Source organism: Acidithiobacillus sp. HP-2 (genome assembly GCF_015100155.1).
GTDB lineage: Bacteria > Pseudomonadota > Gammaproteobacteria > Acidithiobacillales > Acidithiobacillaceae > Acidithiobacillus.
In genome coordinates this window covers 121,259-145,871 of the sequence record NZ_JACKZA010000008.1, presented here as the reverse complement: position 1 = coordinate 145,871, position 24,613 = coordinate 121,259, and the positions used below count along the sequence as shown (strand labels likewise).

Here is a 24,613-nt window from a genome sequence, read left to right as displayed (position 1 = left end):
TGAACTAAAGGGCTTCTGGCAGCAACTCCGCTACTAGACAGGGTCGTGACACTGAAGCTGTTCTGCCTGTTATTGTATCTTTGTCCAAGGAACGTGAATGTTAGCCCACACTTTTGTTGCAGATGCCATCCTGAATAACCCCGACCAGATCAATGCGCAAATGGCTGACCGGCAGAGTTTTGGCATCATTGCTCTGGACAGTCACGCTCAGGTAAAAATTTTTAACGCAGCAGAGGCGCGACTCAGTGGTTTGTCTGCGGACGAAGTTCTGGGGCGTAATTTTTTCACGGAAGTAGCACCCTGCACGGCCAGCCGCCTGTTTCGTGGACGATTCCGTCAGGGTATCCAGGAGGGGTCTCTGGACACGCATTTTTATTATACGTTCACCTATCGTATCCGCCCTATCTCTGCCCATGTGCACATGTTTTTCGATAGGCGTAAAAGTCCGCTTTTTTTTATTTTTATTGATCGTATTATTCAGTTATATGAGGATCTGGGCTGATGCAGGTTCCTGCGGAAAACCAGGTCATTAACCAGTTTCTGGCGTATGCCGATGAACTGCTGCAAGCACTGACAGATCTGCCCGAAATACATCAGGAACAACGGCAACTTTACCTCGTCTGCCTGAACAGCCTGTGGCAAATGCTGAACAACGCCTTTCAGCAGGATGGTGGTAATTTCCTGAGCGAACAGCAAATTGAGCTTTTGCAAATGGTTGACCGGGAAATCCAGCACATTGAAAATGACATTCCCGAAGATTTTCGTAACCAGCTGCACTTGTTGTTAAGGCAAATGAATATGGATCTGGTGTCATGAACTTGTCGGGTCGCCATGAATTTCTGCAACAACTGGCAGAGGGGCTGCATCAGGGTTTTGCGCTGGATTGGCACCAGAATGGTAATACCCATGCCTGGCCGGGACAGTCGCTCTGGGCCAGAGCCGCCCGTATCAAAACCCGCTGGCGTCGTGCCAAAATCATCCCCGGAAGCAGAATTGCAGTCAGCCTGCCCAACAGTCCCGCTTATTTGGCCTATATGCTGGCCTGCTGGATGGGAGACTGGATATTCTGTCCACTACCCACCCTGCATCCTCTGGAAATCCAGCGCCGCCTGAAACTGCTCCAGCCCGCACTGTGGATACATTATCCATCAGATCGTGTTCAGGAAGAAGTCCAGGAAGGTGGCATCCATGACGATCAGGATGCGGCCCTGATTTTGTGGAGCTCGGGCAGTATGGGAGCCGGAAATGCTTACCGACTCAGCTTTGCAGCGTTGGATTGGCAGGTTGCTACCCATTTACCGGCACTGCAACTCAGCGCCGATAGTCTGCTCTGGAACACCCTGCCCTGGGCCCATGCCTTTGCAGGTGTGCTGGAATTACTGCCCGCCTGCATGGCAGGTAGCGTTATTCAGGCAGAAGCACAGCGCGCCCGCCATCCACCCCGGGACTGCACCCATCTCTTGACGGTTCCGCGTATGGCACGCCTGCTTACCCCAAAATTCTTGCATAGCTTACAGGGTGGCATCATTGGCGGAGCCCCCATTGGTAAAGTCCTTGCCAATCAACTCCAGGGCACTGCGCTGCGGGTGGGTTATGGACAAAGCGAGGCCGGGCCGGGAATCACGCTGGGACCTCCCGGAGAGTTTCAGCCATTTATCCTGGGACATTCCCTGGTGGAATATGCGTTGCGTGGCGAAACCCTCCATTATCATTCACCCGGGCAAGCCGATGCCCGCCTGTCCGCGTCGGGTTGGCAAAGCATTCAGGATGATCAGAGCTGGACCAACAGTGGCGATGAAGTCAGCCAGGATCCTGACGGCTGCTTGTTTTGGCGCGGCCGTGAAGATGGGGGATTCAGTCTGGCAAATGGCCACAGCATCCGTCCTGAAGCGGAGGAAGCCCGGTTGACGGACCAGTATCCAGAGGCCGAAAGCATTATCCTTGGCGCGCCAGGAGCACGGCACCTGACCGCCGTTGCAAAAGTACCCGGCGAGCAGGTCTCTACATTGCGCAAACAATGGCAAGAGCCCTATCTGCTGTGCATTCCAGCGGCACGGTTCTGGGACGATGCGCCAGTGCCGCAGGGCAAGCCCAGTCGGCGCTGGCTGTATTCACACTGGCCGGACTAACGCTCTCATCGCTTTCATAGGGCCATCCCCTTATAATTTTTCACTACAGTCAGAATCAATGAGTATCCCGATTTATGCACTCCAGCTCCAAGTCCGTCAGCCCCAGTGAAATTTGGGGCCATGCGGTCGCCAACATTACCCCCTCGGCAATGCCCGCCGTTACCATTTCCCTGGTGGCGGTGCACAGTGGCAATTTTACCTGGCTGGCCTATAGCGTCATAGGCATGCTGATGATGCTGGTCGCCCTGCAAATTGGCATTTTGGCACGGCATTTCCCTTCTCCGGGCTCCTTGTTTTTTTATCTGAGCAGCGCCTTGCACCCCATAGCCGGGATGCTGGCGGGCTTTGTCATGATTGCCGGATATTTTGGTGCCCTGGCAGCTGCGCCCCTGTTGGGAGGCCTGTTTCTGGAGCAGGCCCTGGCCTTTTTCTGGCCCATTCATGGCATCGGCTGGATTGCGCTTATTGCTTTTGTGTACCTGCTGATTGCCTGGCGACTGGCGCGGCGCGGCATTGAAATTTCCGCCCGCTGGGGACTTTGGGTTGAGATTTTTTCCATTGCCTGCATTGTGCTGATTGCCGCATTTACACTGGGACATTTTGGCTGGCGGGATCCGGCTCAATGGCATTTTATGCAACTGCAGCAAGGCCCGTTTACCCAGGCATTAATATTGTCGCTGTTGGCTTACGGCGGTTTTGAAACAGCCGGAAACCTTGCCGGGGAAACCCGGGCTGCGCGCACGGCGATTCCCAAGGTCATGCTCTTTTCCGTGGGTATGGTCGGCTTGTTTTTTGTGGCTATGGCCTATATTGAAATTCTGGCCTTTGCCCACATCCCCACCGCCATTGGCAACAGCCCTGCTCCTCTCAACCGGATTGCCGAGGCTATTGGCAGGCCCTGGCTGGGCATTTTTTCGGATCTGGCCATGGCTACTGCTGCTTTTTCAGCGACCATCGCCACCCTGAACAGTATTTCCCGCATTTTATTCAGCATGGCGGGTCATCAAGTCATCAGTCAGTATTTGCATTTCCGGCACCCCTCATATGGTACCCCTACCCGCGCCCTGGGTCTCCTCGCTATGCTGGTTCTGTTCAGTATAGTGGGGGTGAGCGTGAGCGATTTTTCCATTTTGTCCGTGGTCGGGACTTTTGGCACATTTACCGGACTGGCTTTTTTGCTGATTTACAGCCTCGCCAATATTGCTACGCCTCTGTATTTATTTCGACAAAAACATGTCTGGCGCGGGTTCAGCCTGGTCGTTGCCGTCATTTCCCTGCCGCTGCTGCTCAAAGTGCTGGAAGTCAGTTTATGGCCCCTACCTGCAGGCGGAGAAGGCGCTGCCACGGTGCTGTTTGTGCTACTCGTGCTATTGATATTGATCTGGGGTTTGCTATGGGCCCGCTTCAAACCCCAGAAATTGCAGCAACTGCTTGAACTGGTTGATGAATAAAACTATTTAATTGCGGCGACTTTTTCCCGATTAGCCGCCGTATCCGGTAACTTATGCATCTCCAAAAAGATGTTGCCGGCATGTAATCCATACCAGGTGACGTCGGTGTGATCCATGACCGTATCGGGGGTGATCATATACATCCAGTCATTGGCGTGCAGATTGTAAAAGCTTTTACCAACCGGCTGACGCACATCGTAGGACCAGTGCAGGGCAAATCCGAAGGCATCACCCGAAGCCTTTTTCACATCACCGGCCGAACCTTCAGCACTGCCAACAAAGTGATGTGCACTGGTTTCAGTAAGATGCCAGACCCGCTGTTGATAGGTCTTTTTACCGGCAGCATCAAAATAGGTGAAGTTTTCCACCAGAGTTCCCTTGTTCTCCTGCCAGGTGCCCATCATGCGCACCACAAAACGATTGACGACCTTACCTGAGCGATTTTCAAAAACACCCTGGGCCATCAAGGGGCCATTAAAAAACGTCTTCAAATCAAATTTAGGATGGCTTTGTGCGTATTCCTGCGGCTGAGTGGCACAACCAGCCAGCGCCATCACCAAAGACAAACCCAAAACTTTATGTACTGTATTCATGATGCCCTCCCAGATATGGAACCAGAAAAACGTAACTCCCGACCTTCTACCGACCAGTAGCCCATCAAAATAATGGCGATAATTTTGGTCAGCGCCGGAATCACGGCATAACAAAAAGACAAAGCCCAAAGATCTTTCCCTGAGGAATAACCGAGAGCCTGCAAAAGTGGCAATATCAAACCGGCGCCCAAGGCCGTAGCGGCTTTACCCACCCAATTCAACAACCCGAAATAATTTCCCGGTCGACTGCGACTGTCCTGATCACTGTGGTCTGCCAGAAGACTGGGCGGCAGGGCCTGATCTGCCCCGAGGGTCAAACCGGTAAACACGCAAATCAGCGCATAGGCCCAGAGATCACCGTTGCGTAGAAAAAAGGCGCAGAAAAATGCCAGGGTGGCAATGAACATGGAAAGGCGCCAGGCCAGACTTTTACTGAAATGACTGGATAACCACAGCCATAAAGGCATTCCCAATGCGCCCGATAGAAAGTAGGCCAGTAAAAATAAGGGGGCCAATTGATGCGCACCAAGAATTTCATCCACAAAAAAGAAAAACAGGGTTCCAGCTACTGCATTGGCAGACTGCGACAAGGTATAAATAATCAGCAAGTGCCGTAATGACTTACGTCGCAACGCGGAAAAAAATGTCCACCACGGCGTTTTCTCGCCGACCACCGGGCGCTGCATACTGCGCCTTTGCAAAGGCATTACGGCCAGAATGAGCAACACCGCAAATATACCCGCAAAAATTTCCAGACCATAATGACGCCCAAAATGCTTCATCAACAAGTCGGGTAATGCGGCTGCAAGTAACACCCCGATTAATGCACCGGCCTCACGGCTGGTCGTCAGCCAGGTCCGGCCATTGTAGTCATGAGAGAGTTCTGCACCCAAGGCCTGATAATTGACACTACTGATACTAAAAAATACATAAAAAATAATGAGAGACAAGCTCAGACTCAACCAGATCATGCTTGCCAGCGGATTGAACAGCAGATAAAAACCCAGAATCATTCCGGGAATACCCAGAAGAATCAGCAGACGCCGCCCCCGGTGCTGTTCTGCCCAGCGATCACTCCAAAGCCCGATCAAGGGATCCTGCACGGCATCCAGCAAGCGGACTGCCAACAAAATCACCCCCAGAAAACTCAGGGACATCCCGAAATCCGTGGCATATAAATGGGGAATTAACAGATATACAGGCAAGGCACCAAATGCCAGAGGCATTCCCAGCGGAGCGTAAAGCAGGAGCATTTTCAGGGAGGGCCTGTCCTGCTTATTCATGCAGGTCCAAAAGCTTGTTGCGCAAACCCGGTACCTGGGTATGGGGACTCAACCAGATGGCAAAAAATTCCGGACAGAATTGCGGGTCATCAATTTTGCTATGAAGCACACCATTATAATAAAAAGCCGTGTATTTCCCGGGCATACACAAGCCGACAATCTGATCACCGGGTTTCACATCCGGGAATGCATGCTGGAGGTCAGTCCGATATTTTGCCAACTGGGCGGCATCCAAATCATCCAGTCGCCGCATTTCCTTGAGCGAAGTCTTGACCAGCTCGTGACTGCTGAAACTGCGCTCATAGTCAATGCCCAAGGCAAAAGTCCGGGTGGGTGTGTACTGATCACCGCTGATCCACAACGCAGCGTTATAAACACTGAAAAACAGCCAGTTCAGATGCCCCGCACCCAGCAAATGCAAATCTGGAGCCGCCGTTTTTACCGCTGCCGGCAATGGCACCTTGGGTGCTGCGGACCAGGCGAACGGGCTCATTAAAAGCAAACAGAAAATAGTCAGTAACTTAGCCATGCGTCAGGGTCACCTGGGTCAGATCAATTTCTCCTTCCGCAAAACCGGCTTCACAATAAACCAGATAAAAGCGCCACATTTTGCAGAACACCGAGTCATAACCGAGGCTTTTAACGGCTTCTTCCTGAATATCAAATCGCTGACGCCAAATGCGCAAAGTCCTGGCGTAGTCCTGACCAAAATCTTTGCGTTCGAGCAATTGCAAACCGGCGGTGGATATTTCTTCCTGCAGCCGGGCCGGAGAAGGGAGCATCCCGCCTGGAAACACATAATGGCGGATAAAATCAGAACTTTTCTGATAGGCCGAAAAACGCGCATCGGCGATGGTAATACTCTGGATCAGCGCCCGTCCGCCTCTGCGCAGCAGCTGATGAATTTGCTGAAAATAGCTGGACCACCATTCAGCGCCCACCGCTTCGAGCATTTCGATGGAGACAATTCCATCATAATGTCCCTGTAAATCCCGATAATCCATCAGGGAAAATTCCGTTAAATGACTGAGTCCCTGCTTTTCGAGACGCTCTTTCGCATAAGCCAACTGCTCTTTTGACAGAGTAATGCCATGCACAAAAAAACCACGGCGCGCTGCATATTCGGCAAATCCACCCCACCCACAGCCTATTTCCAAAAGTCTTGATCCAGGGGCCAAGTTCAGGGCACTGAGCGCCCGTGCATATTTTCTTTCCTGGGCGTCAGTCAGCGTCAGGGAATCGTCACCATCATATAAGGCACAGGAATACGTCATACTCGAATCCAGCCAGAGCTGGTAAAATTCATTACCCAGATCGTAATGAAAAGAAATATTCTTGCGGCTACCGCGCCGGGTATTGGCGCGCAACAGTCGGTTCAGCAGGGTGAATATCAAGCGCCGGAACCATGAACCCTCGATATATTTTTCGACCATGCCACGATTGGCAATAGCCAGACGCAGCAATGCCACCGGATCACTGCTCTCCCACAAGCCTTCCATGTAACCGCGCCCGAAAGCAATATCACCGTCCCGCGCCAGCAGCGACAAAATCCGCCAGTCATTCACCACCCACTCGGCGTGAATACCCGATTCTGCCCCCTGAAACTGCAAAATATCCCCTTCCGGGGTTTTCAGCGTCAATTGTCCGCAATGCATGCCTTCCAGCATCTGCAGCAAGCTTTGTGCAGAGCGGGGAAGTCCTGGCATAGGAATTCGTTGGTTACCAAGCGCTGTACTCATAAACTGATCTCCTGCTGGGGGGGCTCCGGTTTTTTATGAAAAGGAATGTGCGCACGCCATAGTCGGATGGCCTGCCAATGAATAAAAAGAACGACTGAGAAGGTCATGAAAGGCTGCTGCAAAACGGCCCGCCAGACGCTGGAAATATTCAGATTACGGCGCTGTCCCGCAATTTGGGTGATGAGACAGGGCGCGCCAGCCGCATCCAGATAATGAATATCTGCCTGAAATCCTTGATCTTCAAGATGAAAGCGAAAGCGATACTGCCCTTCTACCGGTAAAAACGGGGATACATGAAAAGCCTTGCTGGCAACCAGCCAGTCACCCTTGCTGATAGCGCGCCGGTCTTCATGCGCCAGCAAATAACTGTGGTGCTCGCCGAAAGTGTTGTTCACCTCTGCCAGCACGCCGCGCAGCCCGCCGGTTTCGTCCAGGCCCAGCCAGAAACTGACCGGATTAAAAACATACCCCCAAAGACGGGGATAGGTGACCAGGACAAAGCGGCTGGCTTCAATCTGCTGTTTGGCAAAAATGTCGCGAATCCAGGCTGAAAGTGGCGAACCATCACGGCCGCCGTGATCTCGACCGTGAAAACGCAGGGGGCTGAAGCGGGAAAGAATTTTCTGCAGCTGCGGCAAATCATCCAGATCAAAACAAATACTGAAGGTCCGGTAATGAAATGCCCGTCGCAACGGCTGCAGACGGCGATGCATGACGCGGCCCAGCAGAAGCCCACCCTTCAGCGTAGAACTTGTTGTGGCCATGTTTCCATCCGTGGTTCAGTAATGGGACTCGCCTGCTCTTGCCAGGCAGCGCGAATACCCATGTGATTGGCGACTTCGACGGCGCTGCGCAAACCGTCTTCGTGAAAACCGTGACCCAGCCAGGCACCACAAAACCATAAGCCATTACGACCTTGCAGACGCCGCACGGCCTCCTGACCAGCCAATGCCCCATGGTCAAATACCGGATGGGCATAATGAAACTGTGCCCAGGTTTTTTGCGGATCCGGTACGCGCTGCGGGTTCAAAGTGACCATAACCGGCGTCTTGAAGGGCAGCGGTTGCAACTGATTGATCAAATAGGTAACCGCCACCGAACGCCGGGCAGCGGCAACCCCTTCTTCATGAAAATTCCAGGCAGCCCAAGCTTTGCGATGCTTGGGAAGAAAACGTTCATCCCAATGCAGATAGGCTTCATTGTCCTGATATTGACACTGCGCCAGCGCGGCGCTTTGTTCTGGCCAATGCTCACCAAGCAACTTTCTGGCCTGATCACCATGCAGGGCACAAATGACCTGATCAAAGTGTTCTTTCTGATGGCCGGCAAACTGGACCGTAAACCCGCCTTCCGGAGCCGGATGCAATGCTTCCACCGGCGCATTCAGACGGACATCATGGAGCTGTTGCGTGATGCGCCGGACATATTCACGGCCCCCACCGACGACTGTCCGCCATTGTGGCCGATCAAAAATCTGTAAAAGTCCATGATTCCGATAAAACTGCAAAATGGAACGCGCCGGATAAGCCAGCATGGTTGCGGTCGGGCAAGACCAGATGGCTGCCGCCATGGGAAGAAGATAGGCTGTCTTGAACCACTCCCCGTAGGCTCCCCGACGCAGAAACTCGTCCAGGGTGATGTCCGCATCGCTTATGTTTAACCAGGCCAACGCTTCGCGATTGAAGCGCAGAATATCCTTGAGCATTCCCCAGAAGGCCGGGCGCAAAACATTCCGCTTCTGGGCGAAAAGCGTGCTCAGACTGGAGCCACACCATTCCAGATTCAGGGCAGGAAGACGGACACTGAGGGACATGTCACTGGCGGTCCAGGGTACGTTCAGTTCCGCGAAAAGCCCCAGCAAATTCGGGTAGGTTCGATCATTAAACACCAGAAAACCTGTATCTACAGGTGCTGAAACGCCCTGCAGGCTGACATCCACGGTGTGGGTATGACCGCCGGGGTAGTCCGCCGCCTCGAAAACACTCACGCTATGCGTTTTCCGCAATATCCAGGCGGCCCCCAGCCCGGAAATACCTGCACCAATGATGGCAACTCGCATAAGTCTCCTTTATTGTTTTTAAATGTATTGTACAAATACTCACTTAGTACAGGATAGCGCAAAGTCTCCCAAACATCCTGTGTCGGTTCCAATGTTCCATAACCTGCAATGTCCTGATACGCTCAACACCCCACAGTGTAATCGCAACACCTTGGCAAAGTGGCATTATCAGCTATTACGCAAATACGTCGTCAGCGGATGCAGGTTCAGACACCTTGCGCATTGCGCCGAAGCCTTGTTAATCTTATTGTACTATACACTTTCTTATTTTGTATAAGCCATGAAAGCCCTACAACGTTATCAGGAAGAAAAAATCTGTGTGGTCTGCCAGCGCCCCTTTACCTGGCGTAAACGCTGGAAGCGCTGTTGGGATGAAGTACGGTATTGTTCAGCCGCCTGTCGAAAAAATCGGCATCGCCCTGGAAACCCGCCCCATGTCTCAGACTGAAAGGACTGTTCGTCATCTGGTAGTGATTCTCGGTGACCATCTGGATCCGGACAGCCTGGCCCTGGAAGGCTTCGATCCAGTTCAGGATCTGTGCTGGATGGCGGAAGTGCCCGAAGAGTCCACCATAGTCTGGTCGCATAAGGCCCGTATTGTCCTGTTCCTGAGCGCCATGCGTCATCATGCTGCGGCCTTGCGGCAACGTCGCTTTCCTTTGGAGTATCTGACCTTTGGCACACACCCCTATCAGAGCATGAGTCAGGCCCTGGAAGCGGCTCTACTACGCTGGCGGCCCCGGCAAATCATCAGCCTGCGTCCCGGCACCTGGCAGCTGCGCGAAACCATTCGTCAATGCGCAGAAAGCAGGCAGATTCCCTGGCAAGAACGGCGTAATCTTAATTTTCTGTTTTCAGTCCCGGAATTTGGCCAGTGGGCAGACAATCGTCGCCAGATGCGTCTCGAATTCTGGTACCGCCACGCCCGGCAGAAAACCGGAATACTCATGCAAAAAGATCAGCCGGTTGGCGGACGCTGGAATTTTGATCAGGAAAACCGTCAGCGTCCCGGTTCTCAGGGTCCCGGCTGGATTCCGGAACCTTTGAGTTTTACCCCGGATGCCATCACGCAGGAAGTCATGGCCCTGGTCGAAACACAATTCGCCGGACACCCGGGTAACCTGCAACACTTTGACTGGCCGGTGACTCCCCAACAGGCCCAAACCGCTCTTCAGGATTTTCTGGATGATCGTCTTGCACAATTTGGTCCCCTGCAGGATGCTTTCTGGCCGGGGCAGGTCTGGCTTTATCATTCCCGGCTGTCTGCAGCACTGAATCTCGGTCTGATCCGTGCCATAACGGTCATTCGGGCGGTTGAAGAAAATTTCCGGGCTGGTAAAGTTTCCATCGCCTCTGCAGAAGGATTTATCCGACAAATTTTGGGCTGGCGCGAATACATACACGGCCTCTATTGGCTGCACATGCCCCAATGGCTGCAGCAGAATATCCTCCAGGCCCATCAGCCCTTGCCAGCATTCTACTGGACTGCAAAAACCGACCTGTCCTGCCTGCAGGACACCATCGCGCGCACTCTGGAGCATGGTTATGCCCACCATATTGAAAGACTGATGATTACCGGTCTGTTTGCATTGCTGCTGGGCGTCGGGCCGCAAGCCATTCATCGCTGGTTTCTGGCCATTTACGTGGATGCCGTAGAGTGGGTGGAGCTGCCCAATGTCATCGGCATGTCCCAGTATGCAGATGGCGGCTGGATGGCATCCAAGCCCTATGTCGCCAGCGGTAATTATCTGCAGAAAATGGGCGGGCATTGTCAGCGCTGTCCGTATGAACCCAAATTGGCTAGCGGCGCAAAAGCCTGCCCCTTTACGGTGCTGTACTGGGATTTCCTGCAGACGCACCAAGAACGTTTCCGTCAGCATCCGCGTACTGCGCTGCAATGGAAGCATCTGGAACGCATGTCCGGCGAGCATCTTGCGGCGATTCGCGCCCAGGCTCAGGTGATACGCAAAAATCTTGAAGATGGTCACGCATTCGAGGTGAATAAAATGCATCCAGAACCCGAAATTTCACGTAATCTGGAATAAGTCTACAAGTGAGGCAAGACATGGCAGAGATCATTCCTATTCCCGGCAGCGTATTCTCCGCTCAGACGCCTGAAAACCTGGTGGAATATCCTGTTTATGCCAAGATTTTGCATCTGGGACTGGTGCTGAGTGTTACCTTTGAGTTATGGAACAGCCTGGCCGCCTTGTGGTTTGCCAATTTCACCTGGTTCCCGCTGCATGTACTTGCCGGGCTGATTCTGACCGGCTGGCTGGTTCTTACCTGGCTGGTATATCTATTCACGCCCTGGGGGCGTCATCTTTTGGGTACCTGGTTTTCCTGGCGCACCCCTCAAGCCGTAGGTCATGATCTTGCCCGGTTATTTCGCGGAAAACTCCCCAGCCATGGGGTGAGACCGGGTTTATCCAGCCTCTGGCAGGCCATTTTTTTCATCGGGGTCAGCATCGTGACCTTTGGGGGATTTATCGGCTGGCTCGTTCTGCGCGGAGATCTGCATCTGAGCGGAGGCGCACAAATTGGGCTCACGCTGATGCGCCTGGGCACCCCCCTGTTAGCTTATTTCTGGATCGGCCATGTCGTCATGGCCACTTATCATGCACTGCGCGGCGAAGCCCTTTGGCGCATATTTGCCGTCTGGAAAAGAGGATAAAAGTCATGTCAATCAATCGTCGAGAATTTCTGCGCTCAGCGGGTGGCCTGATTTTGGCGACCGGGGCAGGCAGTCTGGCTTATCCTGCCCTGGCTTGGGCAGATGCCAAAATCCCGGTTTTTCCGGAGTATTACACTTATGCGGGGTTTTATCCCAAAATCAATCCAGATACCTATCGTCTTGAGACTACGGGACTCATCAACAAACCCCAGACTTTCACCCTTCCCGATTTATATCAACTCAGCAAGGTTCGGGAAATCGAGACCTTTCACTGCGTGACCGGCTGGATTGTCAACAATGTTCACTGGCAGGGTATTGCCCTGTCGCACTTTCTGGAGCAGATACAACCTCAGGCAAGTGCCCGCTATGTCGCTTTTTACAGTGCCGATGGCGTCTATGTAGACAGTCTTTCCATGGATCAGGCCCGCGCCCCCGGGGTCATTCTTGCCACGCACATTTCCGGACAGCCGCTGCTGCAAAAAGGCGGATATCCGCTGCGTCTGCTGGTCCCGCAAATGTACGGCTACAAAAGTGTCAAATGGGTCAACAAGATTGTGCTGGACAGCACCCGCCCCCAGGGCACCTGGGAGAAGGACGGCTATGCCAACAATGCCTACATCAAGAAGGGTTTCAGCTTCATGGACCTGCTGTAAACCAGAAACGTTGATTCTCTGCCATTTAGCGGAATTTAACTGGTCGCCGGAAACGGCGGCCAATCAACAGAACAATCAACCCGACCACAAATAAAATAGCTCCACGGATAATCCAGATGGTTTCATTGATCATGAAACTGCTTTTCGGGTAGGGAAATATTCCGGTGCCCTGCAGAAAAAACAACAGGCCTGAAAGCATCAGAAAAATGCCGATGATACTGAGTATGACCAATGCTGTTTTGCGCATGACAACACCCTCAAATGAATCCACGGTTATTTAAATTAACATCTGCCAGGACTGATTTTTCCGCTTACAGAACCACTCAAGCCTTGGGAAGAGTCACGCCACTTTGGCCCTGATATTTACCACGCCGATCCGCATAGGACACTTCGCAGACCTCATCAGACTCAAGAAAAAGCACCTGGGCGACGCCTTCATTGGCGTATATTTTGGCCGGCAACGGCGTGGTATTGGAAAATTCCAGGGTCACATAGCCTTCCCATTCCGGCTCAAAGGGTGTGACATTCACAATAATACCGCAACGCGCGTAGGTACTTTTGCCCAGACAAATGGTGAGCACATTGCGGGGAATCCGGAAATATTCCAGGGTACGCGCCAAGGCAAATGAATTGGGTGGAATAACGCAGGTATCCCCACTGAAATCCACAAAAGAATCTTCGCTGAAATTTTTGGGATCGACGATGGCACTGCGCACATTGGTAAATACCTTAAATTCACCGGCGCAGCGAATATCATAACCATATGACGACAAGCCGTAGGAAATGATGGGACTGCCCTCTACATGGCGCACCTGACAGGGGGAAAAGGGCTCGATCATCCCCTCATTTTCTGCCATGTGCCGAATCCAGCGATCTGATTTGATACTCATTTTAGCGATTCTGCACGACAATATTGGGGAATTTGTGGCTATGATCCACGGCCTGATTGGCCACCCGCCCGGCCACATGACGCGCCAGTTCGATGTAGATTTTGGCCAGACGCGAATCGGGTTGTGCCACCACCGTGGGCGCTCCATTATCGGCTTCGCTACGAATGCTGCGGTCCAGAGGGATGGCGCCCAGAAATTCCACACCATCCTGCTCGGCCATGCTGGCACCGCCACCATGGCCGAAAATATCGTCCTCATTGCCACATTTGGGGCAAATATAAAAGCTCATGTTCTCGATAATCCCGATGATTGGAACCCCGACTTTCTCAAACATTTTCAGACCCTTGCGGGCATCCAGCAAGGCAATATCCTGGGGCGTGGTGACAATGACCGCCCCAGAAACCGGCACTTTCTGCGCCAGGGTCAACTGGGTATCGCCCGTACCCGGTGGCAGATCGATGACCAGATAATCCAGTTCTCCCCAGCGGGTATCCGAGAGCAGCTGCTCCAGCGCCTGCATGACCATAGGCCCGCGCCAGACCATGGGGGTTTCTTCATCAATCAGAAAACCGATGGACATGGCTTTAAGGCCATGCCCCTCCATGGGTTCCATCTTTTTTCCATCCTTGCTGGTGGGTTTACCGGAAATACCCAGCATGCGCGGCTGGCTGGGACCGTAAATATCGGCATCCAGAATTCCTACCCGGGCACCTTCCCTGGCCAGCGCCAGCGCCAGATTTACTGAGGTGGTTGACTTGCCCACGCCACCCTTGCCCGACGCTACCGCAATAATATTGCGCACGCCTTCCATGAGCTTGACGCCGCGCTGGACCTGATGGGTGACAATACGATGACTGACCGAAACATCCGCCTGCAGGCCGTGGTCATTTTGAATCTGCCGCGCCACGTCCTGACTCAGACTGATAGCTACACCAGCGCTGGGATAGGGTAATTCCAGTTTGACCTGGTTACCGTCCACACTTTTGAGTACGCCGGCTTTTGCGAGAGTTTTACCCAGATAAGGGTCTTCCATTGCCTGCAATGACTGCTCTACTTGTTCCCGCGTCAATTCTGCCATGCTCGTCCTCATCTCCGGCATCCAAAGCTGCCGTCATATTAAGTGGTGTATCCGCAAAAATCTGTTTTTTCGCGACAGTGGATCAGGGTGCGGTCTCTGCACTGATCACGACTTCGTGACGCTCCAGACCGCCCCCTTCACCAAAGGCTTCCTTGGGCAGCGGATTGGTATGGGCCGCCTTGAAATCGTCACTTTTCATCCAGGCCTCGAACGCTGTCTGATCAGCCCAGTGCGTCAGCACGACATAAACGCCGTCATCATTGACCGGACGCAAAACCTCCATGCGCACAAATCCCGGCTGCTTATCCACTTCTCCCGCGCGTTTTTGAAAACGTGCCTCAAACTCGGCCCGATATTCGGCCTTTACAGGTACCCGATTCGCGACAACATATTGCATGATAGCTGCTCCTCGTTACTTAAGTGCAGGGAAAATTACAGGACCGGCCCCTGCTTCAAACCCAGAACGTCCTGCATATCGTAAAATCCGGGGCTTTGTACCGCCAACCAGTGCGCCGCCCGCAGTGCGCCCTCGGCAAAGTTCAGACGGCTGGCGGCACGATGGGTCAATTCCAGACGCTCGCCCGCGCCCGCCAGCCATACCGTATGTTCACCCACCACGTCAGCAGCACGCAAAGTAGCAAAGCCAATACTGCCTTCCTGGCGTGGCCCCCGGATAGTATTACGATCAAAGCACTCCACGTCCTTGAGAGCGACACCGCGTCCCTTGGCGACGGCGCGCCCCAAAGCCAGTGCGGTTCCTGATGGCGCGTCTACTTTGTGACGATGGTGGGCCTCGACAATTTCCACATCGTAACTTTCCCCCAGCGCCTTGGTGATAGCCGGAAGATAAGCCAGCAACACATTGATGCCAACACTCATATTGGGGGCCAACAGCAGGGGAATAACCTGACTGGCGGTTTTCAGCACATTTTGCTGTTCGGAAGAAAACCCCGTCGTACCAATGACGATGGGGGTTTTCGTCCTCTGACAAGCCAGCACATGGTCCAGCGCGGCGGCTACCGGACCGAATTCAACGACCACATCCACGGCCTTGTCCTGCGCCAGCACCGCGCTCAAATCTGCCGTGACAGACACACCCAGCGGCCTGACACCGGCAAGGCGACCAGCGTCTTGCGTCAGATATTCCGCACCTGCACGACCGATGGCTGCGCTCAGCTGCAGGTCTTCGCGCCCCTCCAAAGCCTGAATCAGCGCCCGGCCCATACGTCCCGAAACTGCGGTTATGGCGACGCGGGTTGGCTGGTTCATCAGAGTCCCATCCGGTCCAGAAAGTCTTTGGCCTTGTTCCACCAGCTTTCCTGCTGGGGATGCTGGCTCTGATCTGCGGCAGTGCTGGCAAATTCTTCCAGCAGTTCTTTTTGTCGTGCCGACAAATGCACGGGCACTTCCACCTGCAGTCGACAATGCAAGTCACCATGCAACTTGCTGCGCACCCCCTTGATACCCTTACCGCGCAAGCGAAACACCATGCCGGACTGGGTTCCCGGCGCAATCTGGATTTTGGCCCGACCCGTCAAAGTGGGCACTTCCAGTTCGCCCCCCATGGCCATGGTCGTGAAATTCACCGGAACGGCACAATGCAGATCATCTCCATCGCGCTCGAACAAGTTGTGGGGCTGGACCCGCACCTGAATATACAGATCACCCGCCGCTGCGCCGCGTTCCCCAGCTTCGCCTTCACCATTCAGACGGATGCGGTCGCCCGTATCTACACCGGCTGGCACCTTGACTTCGAGATCACGGGTTTTGCGGACCCTGCCGTGCCCCTGACAATTGCTGCAGGGATCCTTGATGGTTTTACCACTGCCATTACATTGCGGACAGGGGCGCGTCACCGAGAAAAAGCCCTGAACCATCCGCACCTGACCGCGTCCCCCACAGGTGCTGCAATCTTCAACCTTACTGCCCGGTTTTGCCCCGGTACCGTGACAAACATCACAAGGCGCGGAACTGGGAATCTGAATAGTGACCTGTTTGCCCAGTGCGGCTTCTTCCAGCGTCAGATCCAGCTCATAACGCAAATCCGAGCCACGCCCGGAATCCTGACCACGCCCACCGCCGCCAAAAGCCTGTTCAAAAAGATCCCCGAAAATATCTCCAAAGCCAGCGCCACCGCCAAAACCTCCGAAGCCGCCACCAAAACCGCCGCCGGGACCAGCACCACCCTGCACCCCGGCGTGTCCGAAGCGGTCATAAGCCTGACGCTTGGAAGCATCGGACAAGACCTCGTAGGCCTCGCTGATTTCCTTGAAGCGATCTTCCGCACTGGGATCATCGGGATTGCGGTCAGGATGATAGCGCATCGCCAGACGACGGTAGGATTTTTTGATTTCCCCATCGTCGGCGCTGCGGGTAATTTCCAAAATTTCGTAATAATCGCGTGTAGCCATTTTTTATCCTGAAACAGGCAAGGGGACAGGATACCAGATCCTGCCCCCTTATCACCAAAGTCTGAATTACTTTTTATCGACTTCTTCAAACTCCGCGTCGACCACATCATCCGCCTTGGCTTGCCCTTCACCCTGAGCAGTTGCGCCGGGCTCCGCCTGACTGCCTGCCGCACTTTGCAGCAGTGTGGACATGGCCGCCATCAAGGTCGCCACGGCACCTTTGATGGCTTCAGGGTCCTCACCCTTGCTGGCCGTTTCCACCGCCGTAATGGCTTCAGTAACCTTGGCCTTGTCCGCTTCCGGTGCCGATGCCTGTTCAGTCAGCGCCTTGCGTGCGCCGTGAATGCTGGCATCCGCTTCGTTACGGGCTTCAATCAATGCCCGCGCCTTCTTGTCATCAGCCGCATGCGCTTCGGCTTCGGCGACCATCCGCTTGATTTCTTCCTCGGAGAGGCCGGAACCGGCGGTGATCTTGATGGACTGCTCCTTGCCGGTCTGGTTGTCTTTGGCCGACACATGGAGGATACCGTTGGCATCAATATCAAAAGTCACTTCAATCTGCGGCATACCCCGTGGCGCCGGAGCAATATCGGCCAGATCAAAGCGTGCCAGGGATTTGTTATCCCGGGCCAGCTCACGCTCACCCTGCAGAACGTGTACCGTCACCGCCGACTGGTTGTCTTCTGCCGTAGAAAACACCTGGGACTTGCGGGTCGGGATGGTTGTGTTTTTTTCGATCAGCTTGGTCATTACGCCGCCCAGGGTTTCAATACCCAGAGACAGGGGTGTGACGTCCATGAGCAGCACGTCTTTTTTGTCGCCAGACAGCACCGCGCCCTGAATGGCTGCGCCAATGGCCACCGCCTCGTCGGGATTCACATCCTTGCGCGGGTCCTGACCGAAAAAGTCTTTGACCTTTTCCTGAACCTTGGGCATCCGGCTCTGACCACCCACCAGAATCACATCAGTCACCTGACTGGTGGACAGGTTGGCGTCCTTCATGGCAACCCGGCAGGGGGCCATACTGCGGTCAATAATGTCTTCCACCAGAGATTCCAGCTTGGCCCGGGTCAGCTTCATGTTCAGATGCTTGGGACCACTCTGGTCGGCGGTGATGAAGGGCAGGTTGACGTCCGTCTGCTGCGCCGAAGAAAGCTCAATTTTGGCTTTTTCCGCCGCTTCCTTCAGACGCTGCATGGCCAGACGGTCACTGCGCAAGTCAATACCGGCTTCGGCTTTGAAAGAATCCGCCAGATAATTGATGATGCGATTGTCGAAGTCACCACCACCCAGGAAAGTATCCCCGTTGGTGGACAGCACTTCAAACTGGTGCTCACCGTCCATTTCGGCAATTTCGATGATGGATACGTCAAAGGTCCCACCACCAAGATCATAAACCGCGATTTTGCTGTCGCCGGGCTTTTTGTCTTCACCAAAAGCCAGGGCCGCTGCGGTAGGCTCGTTGATGATGCGTTTCACTTCCAGACCGGCAATACGTCCCGCATCCTTGGTAGCCTGACGTTGGGCATCGTTGAAGTAGGCAGGGACGGTAATGACTGCCTCACTGACCGTTTCACCGAGATAATCTTCCGCCGTCTTTTTCATTTTCTGCAAAATGAAAGCCGAAATCTGTTGCGCGGAATATTTTTTATCGCGCACTTCTACCCAGGCATCGCCGTTCTCGGCCTTGACCACCTTATAGGGAACGTGCTTCAGATCTTTCTGGACTTCGGCATCGTCGTATTTACGACCAATCAGACGCTTCACTTCATAAATGGTGTTTTCGGGATTGGTGACTGCCTGACGTTTCGCCGCTTCGCCAACCAACACCTCGCCCTCTTCCGTAAGCGCGACAATGGAAGGCGTCGTCCGCTTGCCCTCACTGTTTTCAATGACCTTGACCTTGTCGCCTTCCATGACGGCGACACAAGAATTGGTGGTGCCCAAATCGATGCCAATTACCTTAGCCATTATATGTTCTCCTGAATTAAAAAATTTGTGTTTATATCAACAATGATTACGCGGTTTTGGGTGCTTTGGACACCGAAACCATGGCGGGACGCAGCAGACGGTCATGCATGAGATAACCTTTCTGGTGTACCGCAAGAATCCGGTTTGCATCCCCTTCTGACTCCACCATGGCAATCGCCTGATGCAGATGCGGATCAAAACGCCCTTCGCCCATTTCTATGGGGGCGATACCTGCTTTTCCCAAGGCCTGGGCAAACAGAGTCAGCGTATTTTCAATACCCTGGCGAAACTGCGTGAGCGCTTCATCGCCTTCCAGGGGCGTCGCCAGGGCCAGTTCGAGACTGTCGATAACCGGCAGCAATTCCCGGGCAAAGCGGTCTACGGCATAATTACGGGCATCTTCAATCTGCTTTTCCGAGCGCTTGCGCTGGTTTTCGGCATCAGCCAAGGCGCGCAGATAATCATTGCGATAGGCTTCCGCCTTCTCCTCCCAATTGACTTCACCGGCCTCGGATGCTGCTGTTGTCTCCGCTTCTTCTGAAGACGACACGGGCTTTTCTTCTTCACTCATGCGCAATTCACTCCTGATCGTTTGGATGTCCTCCATATGGGGAGGACCCGGCGGCATTTCAAGCCAAGCCACTCAAGATTGTGACAAAGCCCGCCCCAGTAAATGGGCGGTGCCATCCACCAGGGGAATAATCTGTTGATAAGGCATGCGCATGGGTCCAATCACACCGAGCACGCCGAGCACCTCGCCATCCACCACGTACGGCGCTGAAACGACACTGCAATCGCTCAAGGGCGCAAAGCCCGATTCCTCACCAATGAAGAGGCGCACTTCACTGCCGCGCATACTGCCATCGAGAAGATGGACGAGATCACGCTTCTGCCGCACCGCATTGAGTAACTCGCGCAGACGTTCACTACCGGCCAGTTCCGGCAGGTCCAGCAATTGAAACTCCCCTTCAATAAGCATGCGCTGCTGATCTTCTTCCAGCATTTCCTCACCCAGCTCCATGGCACTGCGCAATATGCGGTCCATTTCGTGACGGGATTGCTGCAGATCGCGCTGCAAATGCTGGATGACTTCCTGCAAGGGGCGACCACCATAACTTTCATTGAAGAAATTGGCCGCCTGATTGAGTTCAGCGGCACTGAGGGCATGCTCGGTGCGAATCAGGCGGTTTTCGACATCGCCCTTATCGGTTACAAAAATGGCCAGCACTTCCTTTTCGCGCAGCGCCAGAAAATCCACATGGCGCAACGTTCGATTGGCGCGCCGGGGCACGCGGACAAACCCCGCCATGTGGGTCAACTCCGAAAGCACCTCCGTGGCCGCATGGAGCACCTGCTCGGTATCCGGAATGTAGTGCCCCAACCGATGAATCAGCAGTTGATGGGACTCGGGAGACAGCGGCACCACCCGCAGCAGCGCATCCACAAAAAAGCGGTAACCGACGTGGGTAGGAATGCGTCCGGCAGAAGTATGGGGGGAAATCAGATAACCTTCATCTTCAAGATCCGCCATGACATTACGGACCGTAGCAGGACTGATATTGAGACCGGCGCCCTTGGCCAACTGGCGACTGCCGACCGGTACACCATTGGCTATATGCTGCTCGATGAGGGATTTGAGCAGGTGCCGCGCACGTTCATCCATAGCCATCAGATTTGTCCCCAACAGACGAGATTATCCTGTGCTGTTGCCAGGCCGCATGAATATCCGGAGAACAAGAAATTGTGGACGATGCACATATGATTGAAATGGGGTCCTTGGCACTCAACCATCAGGAGTGCTAATAACTTAGCAAAATAATGATGGTTGAGCAAAGAACCAACCGGCCTCTCCTGAAGATTCAGGGCAGACCGCAGGGAGGCACAGAAAATTACTTGATTTTGTCTTCCCGGTAAGCCACGTGCTTACGGACTTTGGGATCGTACTTTTTCATTTCCAGCTTGTCCGGTGTGGTCTTCTTGTTTTTGGTCGTGGTGTAGAAATGACCGGTACCGGCCGTGGAAACCAATTTGATTTTGTCGCGCATCAGTTAAATCCTCAGATTTTTTCGCCGGCAGCACGCAGTTCAGCCAGAACCGCATCAATACCTTTTTTGTCGATGGTACGAATACCCTTGGTGCTCACCCGCATACGCACCCAGCGATTTTCACTTTCTACCCAGAAACGATGATACTGGAGATTGGGCAGAAAACGCCGACGGGTCTTGTTGTGGGCGTGCGAAACATTGTTTCCGGCCATAGGCTTTTTGCCGGTCACCTTGCAAACTCTGGACATCAGATAAATCTCCCTGAAAAATGGCGCCCTTTATACCATGGATCAGCAGTGACTGCCAGCATCAAAAATCGTTCAACAGCATTGCCTGACAAGCGCTTCCCCTGTAATTTATGGCTACTATGACTAAACGCATCCTGATTACCAGCGCCCTGCCCTACGCCAATGGTCCGATTCACCTTGGCCATCTGGTTGAATACACCCAAACCGACATCTGGGCCCGCTATCAGCGCCTGCGGGGTCATGATTGCGTTTACGTCTGCGCCGATGATGCCCATGGCACGCCCATCATGCTGCGCGCCCAGAGTGAAGGCATCACGCCGGAAGCCTTGATAGCACGCATGCATGAAGAGCATCTGCGCGACTTTACTGGCTTTGGCATCGGTTTTGATTTGTACCATAGCACCCACTCACCGGAAAACTTCGAAATATCGCAGGAGATTTATCGGGCTTTGCGCAGTGCCGATTTCATCAACATCCGCGAAATCGAACAGGCTTATGATGCCGTTGCTGGCATCTTTCTACCGGATCGTTTTATACGCGGGACCTGCCCCCGTTGCCAGGCACCCGATCAATATGGAGACAGCTGCGAGGTCTGTGGCGCTACATACAGCCCCACCGACCTGATCAATCCGGTGTCTGCCGTATCGGGTGCAGTACCCGAACGTCGCCAATCCGAGCATTACTTTTTCCAGTTGGGGGATTTTACCGGGTTCCTCAAACAATGGATTCACAGCGGCACCCTCCAGGAAGAAGTCGCCCACAAGCTCGATGAGTGGTTCAGTATTGGGCTGGCCGACTGGGACATCAGCCGCGATGCACCTTACTTCGGCATCCCCATTCCCGATGCGCCGGGCAAGTTTTTTTATGTCTGGCTGGATGCCCTGCCCGGTTACATGGCAGCCACCCGCCACTGGTGTGCCAGTCATGGTCGTGATTTCAGTGATTACTGGGGACCCGACGCCAGCGCCGAAATTTATCATTTCATTGGCAAGGATATTATTTATTTTCATGGCCTGTTCTGGCCGGCGATGCTCAAGGGCTCCGGACATCGTCTGCCTACCGGTATTTTTGCTCACGGACACCTGACCGTAAACGGTGCCAAAATGAGCAAGTCCCGGGGGACTTCCATCACTGCCGGACAATATCTGCAACATCTCAATCCCGAATTTTTACGCTATTACATTGCCACCCGACTCAACAGTCATGTCGAAGACATTGACCTCAACCTTGAAGATTTCCTGCTGAAAGGCAACGGGGATCTGGTTGGCAAGGTCGTCAATCTGGCCTCGCGGGCGGCGGGATTCATTCATCGCTTTTTTGCCGGGCAACTGGCCCCATCACTGGGATCCGATCAGGCATTTTACGATAATCTGCTGGACAGTCAGGAAGCTATTGGCGAGGCTTATGAAAGTCGCGAATATGGCAAAGCCATGCGCGACATCATGGCGCTTGCCGACCAGATTAATGCCTACGTAGACCAGAATGCCCCCTGGGCGATGGCCAAAAATCCTGAACAGCGCGAAGCATTACATCGCGTTGCCACTGTGACTCTGAATGGCTTCCGCATTCTGGTGACTTTACTCAGCCCGGTCATTCCCGAACTGGCGCGCAAATCGCTGGCATTTTTACAAACGGAGCTCAGTTGGTCGGGACTCAGCCAACCCCTGCTGAAGCACAACATTCAGCCCTACACCCATTTATTGCAACGTATGGAAAAATCCCAGGTGGACGCCTTGATTCAAGCCCCCACAGAAGCACCCGGTACCCATGGTGCAGCAACAAAGCCCGAACATGCCGACACAGAAAAAAAAGCAGCCGCTGCGCCCGGCACGGAAAGCAGCACCATCAGTATTGAGGATTTCAGCAAGGTCGATTTGCGCATTGCCCGGATTGTTGCGGCAGAAGCGGTGGAAGGTGCGGACAAGTTACTGCATCTGACCCTGGATATTGGCGAAGAAAAAACCCGTTCAGTGTTTGCGGGTATCAAAAGTGCCTACGATCCAGCCAGTCTGGTGGGACGCCTGACGGTCATGGTGGCCAATCTTGCGCCGCGCAAAATGCGTTTTGGCCTGTCTGAAGGCATGGTCATGGCCGCCAGTGGTCCGGCGGGGGGGCCTTTCCTCCTGTCTCCGGATGCCGGCGCCGAACCCGGCATGCGTGTGAAGTAGGGCTGCGGCCCTACTCAGCAACACCCTGAGCAGCGGCCAGAAGCACCCGCTCTTCGTAGGTTTCGCGAGCCAGCCGGACATCTTCCAGAAACCAGGGTAACTCTTTCAGCAGCAAGGCCTGAGGGCCATCCACCAGCGCAGTTGCCGGATCCGGATGAAAATCCACCAGGATCATGTTGGCCCCCGCCACAACCCCCTCTGCGGTAGCGTGAAAAACGTCAGGGATTCCGTCCGGGCCGGCATCACGACTGCCCACGGAGTGAGAGGGATCAATGCAGACCGGCATCCGGGTAAGACGCTTCACGGTGGGCACCTGGGCAAAATCCACAAAATTGCGATGGGGATCACCAAGGTTGGTTTTCATGCCACGCAAGCCAAACACCACCTTGGTATTCCCCTCTGAGGCCAGATATTCTGCTGCGTTGAGGGACTCTTCCAGGGTGATGCCAAAACCACGCTTGAGGAGCACCGGAAACTCGGTCTGCCTTCCTACGGCCTTGAGGAGTTCAAAATTCTGGGTATTACGGGTGCCAATCTGGAGCATCACCCCGGTTGGATGTCCGGTTTTTTCCAAAGCCTCACGGATCTCATCCATGTGCGACTCGTGGAGGATTTCCATGGCAATCACCCGCATTCCATATTTGCCTGCAAGCTCAAATATATAGGGTAAACAGGCCTGGCCATGCCCCTGAAAGGCATAAGGGCTGGTCCGTGGCTTGTAGGCGCCCATACGCGTGCAGACCTGACCGTTTTCCTGGAGTGCTTTCATCATCTGCTCAACGTGCTCGGGCGTATCTACCGCACAGAGACCCGCGAATACATTGAGGTTATCCTGCCCAAAATGAACGCCGTTGTAGTCAAAGCCCTGAGTGCGATGATCGCCGGAATGCCGCCCGAGCATCCGGTACTCCCTGGAAACCCGAATAGCCTGCTTCACGCCGGGCAAGGCTTCCATGTCTTCCACCCGCAACGATTTGGTATTGCCAATCAGATAAATTTCGCTGAGCAACTGCTCGATACCCTGTTCCTGATGAATCCGGTACTGGATATCAGACATGGCCTTGAGACGGGTCAGCAACTGTTGAAAAACGGGCGACTGCTCCGCCAGATCTGCTTCTAAAATCAGGATCATGCTCTAAGTCCTCTTGCGCTGTCTGAATGCTGATGGATTAGCCGGACCAAAGGATAACATGATCCGGCGATGATCCTCCATAACAGCAG

At 53.8% G+C, this 24,613-nt stretch carries 27 protein-coding genes; 9 read left to right on the top strand and 18 right to left on the bottom strand.

Annotated elements, in window-relative coordinates; translation table 11 throughout:
• The first annotated feature begins 97 nt into the window (after positions 1 to 97).
• The 4 genes from H7F11_RS08235 (at position 98) to H7F11_RS08220 (ending at position 3,580) form a co-directional block, all read left to right on the top strand.
• The gene (locus H7F11_RS08235; RefSeq protein WP_193651342.1) at positions 98 to 502 is read left to right on the top strand and encodes a PAS domain-containing protein; all 405 of its coding nucleotides are present in this window, start codon (positions 98 to 100) and stop codon (positions 500 to 502) included.
• Positions 502 to 816 carry a hypothetical protein gene (locus tag H7F11_RS08230; RefSeq protein ID WP_193651341.1) on the top strand — a complete coding sequence of 105 codons (315 nt, stop codon included), beginning with the start codon at positions 502 to 504 and terminating at the stop codon, positions 814 to 816. Before H7F11_RS08235 ends, H7F11_RS08230 begins: the two co-directional genes overlap by 1 nt.
• Positions 813 to 2,129 (top strand): AMP-binding protein, encoded by a 1,317-nt coding sequence (locus tag H7F11_RS08225; RefSeq protein ID WP_193651340.1) that lies wholly within the window; start codon positions 813 to 815, stop codon positions 2,127 to 2,129. Before H7F11_RS08230 ends, H7F11_RS08225 begins: the two co-directional genes overlap by 4 nt.
• A 74-nt stretch (positions 2,130 to 2,203) precedes the next feature.
• Complete coding sequence (locus H7F11_RS08220) at positions 2,204 to 3,580, top strand: APC family permease (protein ID WP_193651339.1); 1,377 nt, start codon at positions 2,204 to 2,206, stop codon at positions 3,578 to 3,580.
• Positions 3,581 to 3,582: 2 nt separating this feature from the next.
• Here the strand turns inward: H7F11_RS08220 and H7F11_RS08215 are convergent, their stop codons facing one another.
• The 6 genes from H7F11_RS08215 to H7F11_RS08190 are packed head-to-tail and all read right to left on the bottom strand — an operon-like array spanning position 3,583 to position 9,254.
• Complete coding sequence (locus H7F11_RS08215) at positions 3,583 to 4,173, bottom strand: DUF3833 family protein (protein WP_193651338.1); 591 nt, start codon at positions 4,171 to 4,173, stop codon at positions 3,583 to 3,585.
• Positions 4,170 to 5,456 (bottom strand): MFS transporter, encoded by a 1,287-nt coding sequence (locus tag H7F11_RS08210; RefSeq protein ID WP_193651337.1) that lies wholly within the window; start codon positions 5,454 to 5,456, stop codon positions 4,170 to 4,172. Before H7F11_RS08210 ends, H7F11_RS08215 begins: the two co-directional genes overlap by 4 nt.
• The gene (locus H7F11_RS08205) at positions 5,449 to 5,985 is read right to left on the bottom strand and encodes a chalcone isomerase family protein (protein WP_193651336.1); all 537 of its coding nucleotides are present in this window, start codon (positions 5,983 to 5,985) and stop codon (positions 5,449 to 5,451) included. Before H7F11_RS08205 ends, H7F11_RS08210 begins: the two co-directional genes overlap by 8 nt.
• On the bottom strand, positions 5,978 to 7,195 hold the full coding sequence (locus tag H7F11_RS08200; protein ID WP_193651335.1) for an SAM-dependent methyltransferase: 1,218 nt from the start codon (positions 7,193 to 7,195) through the stop codon (positions 5,978 to 5,980). Before H7F11_RS08200 ends, H7F11_RS08205 begins: the two co-directional genes overlap by 8 nt.
• Positions 7,192 to 7,959 (bottom strand): DUF1365 domain-containing protein, encoded by a 768-nt coding sequence (locus H7F11_RS08195; protein ID WP_193651334.1) that lies wholly within the window; start codon positions 7,957 to 7,959, stop codon positions 7,192 to 7,194. The genes H7F11_RS08200 and H7F11_RS08195 overlap by 4 nt, the downstream gene beginning before the upstream one ends.
• Positions 7,935 to 9,254, bottom strand: coding sequence for an NAD(P)/FAD-dependent oxidoreductase (locus H7F11_RS08190; RefSeq protein WP_193651333.1), 1,320 nt, complete (start codon positions 9,252 to 9,254; stop codon positions 7,935 to 7,937). The genes H7F11_RS08195 and H7F11_RS08190 overlap by 25 nt, the downstream gene beginning before the upstream one ends.
• 280 nt (positions 9,255 to 9,534) lie before the next feature.
• Between H7F11_RS08190 and H7F11_RS17245 the strand changes: the two genes are divergently transcribed.
• The 4 genes from H7F11_RS17245 to H7F11_RS08170 are packed head-to-tail and all read left to right on the top strand — an operon-like array spanning position 9,535 to position 12,581.
• The gene (locus tag H7F11_RS17245) at positions 9,535 to 9,702 is read left to right on the top strand and encodes a DUF2256 domain-containing protein (protein WP_193651332.1); all 168 of its coding nucleotides are present in this window, start codon (positions 9,535 to 9,537) and stop codon (positions 9,700 to 9,702) included.
• Positions 9,626 to 11,299, top strand: coding sequence for a cryptochrome/photolyase family protein (locus H7F11_RS08180; protein ID WP_193651331.1), 1,674 nt, complete (start codon positions 9,626 to 9,628; stop codon positions 11,297 to 11,299). Before H7F11_RS17245 ends, H7F11_RS08180 begins: the two co-directional genes overlap by 77 nt.
• A gap of 20 nt (positions 11,300 to 11,319) precedes the next feature.
• Entirely contained in the window at positions 11,320 to 11,928 is a 609-nt protein-coding gene (locus tag H7F11_RS08175) for a hypothetical protein (RefSeq protein WP_193651330.1), read from the top strand.
• Positions 11,929 to 11,933: 5 nt separating this feature from the next.
• The gene (locus H7F11_RS08170) at positions 11,934 to 12,581 is read left to right on the top strand and encodes a molybdopterin-dependent oxidoreductase (protein WP_193651329.1); all 648 of its coding nucleotides are present in this window, start codon (positions 11,934 to 11,936) and stop codon (positions 12,579 to 12,581) included.
• A 25-nt stretch (positions 12,582 to 12,606) separates the two neighbouring features.
• On the opposite strand, the gene H7F11_RS08165 is transcribed toward H7F11_RS08170, so the two are convergent.
• From H7F11_RS08165 to rpmB, 11 genes are all read right to left on the bottom strand, one after another.
• Positions 12,607 to 12,828 carry a hypothetical protein gene (locus H7F11_RS08165; RefSeq protein ID WP_031571290.1) on the bottom strand — a complete coding sequence of 74 codons (222 nt, stop codon included), beginning with the start codon at positions 12,826 to 12,828 and terminating at the stop codon, positions 12,607 to 12,609.
• A 76-nt stretch (positions 12,829 to 12,904) separates the two neighbouring features.
• Positions 12,905 to 13,471 (bottom strand): dCTP deaminase, encoded by a 567-nt coding sequence (gene dcd / locus H7F11_RS08160; RefSeq protein WP_193651328.1) that lies wholly within the window; start codon positions 13,469 to 13,471, stop codon positions 12,905 to 12,907.
• Between the two features lies 1 nt (position 13,472).
• Positions 13,473 to 14,549: an iron-sulfur cluster carrier protein ApbC gene (gene apbC / locus H7F11_RS08155; protein ID WP_193651327.1), complete on the bottom strand. Its 1,077-nt coding sequence runs from the start codon at positions 14,547 to 14,549 to the stop codon at positions 13,473 to 13,475.
• A gap of 82 nt (positions 14,550 to 14,631) precedes the next feature.
• Positions 14,632 to 14,946, bottom strand: a complete 315-nt coding sequence (locus H7F11_RS08150; RefSeq protein WP_193651326.1) for an antibiotic biosynthesis monooxygenase family protein — start codon at positions 14,944 to 14,946, stop codon at positions 14,632 to 14,634.
• Positions 14,947 to 14,981: 35 nt separating this feature from the next.
• Positions 14,982 to 15,818: a 4-hydroxy-tetrahydrodipicolinate reductase gene (gene dapB, locus H7F11_RS08145; protein ID WP_193651325.1), complete on the bottom strand. Its 837-nt coding sequence runs from the start codon at positions 15,816 to 15,818 to the stop codon at positions 14,982 to 14,984.
• Entirely contained in the window at positions 15,818 to 16,960 is a 1,143-nt protein-coding gene (gene dnaJ / locus H7F11_RS08140; protein WP_193651324.1) for a molecular chaperone DnaJ, read from the bottom strand. Before dnaJ ends, dapB begins: the two co-directional genes overlap by 1 nt.
• A 66-nt stretch (positions 16,961 to 17,026) precedes the next feature.
• Positions 17,027 to 18,931 (bottom strand): molecular chaperone DnaK, encoded by a 1,905-nt coding sequence (gene dnaK, locus H7F11_RS08135; RefSeq protein WP_193651323.1) that lies wholly within the window; start codon positions 18,929 to 18,931, stop codon positions 17,027 to 17,029.
• Between the two features lie 46 nt (positions 18,932 to 18,977).
• Positions 18,978 to 19,502 carry a nucleotide exchange factor GrpE gene (locus H7F11_RS08130; protein WP_227485349.1) on the bottom strand — a complete coding sequence of 175 codons (525 nt, stop codon included), beginning with the start codon at positions 19,500 to 19,502 and terminating at the stop codon, positions 18,978 to 18,980.
• Between the two features lie 72 nt (positions 19,503 to 19,574).
• On the bottom strand, positions 19,575 to 20,600 hold the full coding sequence (hrcA, locus tag H7F11_RS08125; protein ID WP_024892957.1) for a heat-inducible transcriptional repressor HrcA: 1,026 nt from the start codon (positions 20,598 to 20,600) through the stop codon (positions 19,575 to 19,577).
• A gap of 220 nt (positions 20,601 to 20,820) precedes the next feature.
• Positions 20,821 to 20,976: a 50S ribosomal protein L33 gene (rpmG, locus tag H7F11_RS08120; RefSeq protein ID WP_010637078.1), complete on the bottom strand. Its 156-nt coding sequence runs from the start codon at positions 20,974 to 20,976 to the stop codon at positions 20,821 to 20,823.
• 11 nt (positions 20,977 to 20,987) lie between these two features.
• Positions 20,988 to 21,224, bottom strand: a complete 237-nt coding sequence (rpmB, locus tag H7F11_RS08115) for a 50S ribosomal protein L28 (protein WP_024892956.1) — start codon at positions 21,222 to 21,224, stop codon at positions 20,988 to 20,990.
• 119 nt (positions 21,225 to 21,343) lie between these two features.
• On the opposite strand from rpmB, the gene metG reads away from it, so the two are divergent.
• On the top strand, positions 21,344 to 23,392 hold the full coding sequence (gene metG, locus H7F11_RS08110) for a methionine--tRNA ligase (RefSeq protein WP_193651322.1): 2,049 nt from the start codon (positions 21,344 to 21,346) through the stop codon (positions 23,390 to 23,392).
• Between the two features lie 10 nt (positions 23,393 to 23,402).
• On the opposite strand, the gene H7F11_RS08105 is transcribed toward metG, so the two are convergent.
• The gene (locus H7F11_RS08105) at positions 23,403 to 24,524 is read right to left on the bottom strand and encodes a 3-deoxy-7-phosphoheptulonate synthase (RefSeq protein ID WP_193651321.1); all 1,122 of its coding nucleotides are present in this window, start codon (positions 24,522 to 24,524) and stop codon (positions 23,403 to 23,405) included.
• Positions 24,525 to 24,613: the final 89 nt, after the last annotated feature.